Annotated in this window: 1 protein-coding gene; it reads right to left on the bottom strand. The window is 51.2% G+C overall.

Annotated elements, in window-relative coordinates; genetic code table 11:
• Positions 1-5: 5 nt before the first annotated feature.
• The coding region (locus OKB81_RS20620; protein WP_270805457.1) for an ISAs1 family transposase at positions 6-841 on the bottom strand (836 nt) is incomplete at its 5' end.

Genomic DNA, 841 nt, shown 5'->3' on the forward strand with positions numbered 1-841 from the left:
AATTGTTAAATTGAGGTCAATTTAGCCAACCCAGCATCCAGTACCTTTTCCAGATAGGGGCTGCTCATGCCCGCAAATTGCTGCTTCTTCCGCAAGCTTGCCTTACGGCTGGTTTCGGCCCGCAGCATGTTCTGTGCCATGTGTCGTGTGCAAGCCAATATCTGGGGAGCATCACCGCGATATATCTGACAAGCATCCTCATTCATCACGACATCCAGAACCCAGTGCAGGCTATTTTCAATCGCCCAGTGCCCCCGGACAGCTGAGGAAAACTGCTCCGGTGTCAGTTCTGCTGAACTGATGTAGTAGCGATACTCCATTGATATTTTCTTCATCTTTTCAATGCGATAGGATATCGCCACGCCAACGCTTTTAAGGTTTTTCCACTCGGGAAATTGCTCTGCCAGTGCACCGGCTGGCAATACATGGTACTCGCGCCCATCTATACGACCATGTTGCTTCTCGATACTGACGGTTTCTTCCGTCAAAGGCTTGTTCATTGACTCGACCAGCGCCGCTCGCACGGCGCTATGCAACGAGGGTTGATTACCTTTTACTGCCAGCAGGTAGTCACCGCCGCCTTTGACTATGGTTGAGGCAATAGCGGTCTGACAACCCATTGCATCGATGGAGACCAAGCAGCCTTTCACATCGAGTATTGCGAGTAATTCCGGAATGGCGGTAATTTCGTTGGACTTGGCATCCGTTTTGACTTGACCGAGCACCAGACGATTCTGAGCGGCAAAGGCACTGACCATATGAATGGTAGATTGGCGACTGTCGCGGTCGTAAGAGCTGCGTAAGGTCTTGCCGTCAATGGCGATCAGCTCACCATCGGTAC

The organism is Aeromonas sp. QDB56 (assembly GCF_027705505.1).
Taxonomy (GTDB): domain Bacteria; phylum Pseudomonadota; class Gammaproteobacteria; order Enterobacterales; family Aeromonadaceae; genus Aeromonas; species Aeromonas caviae.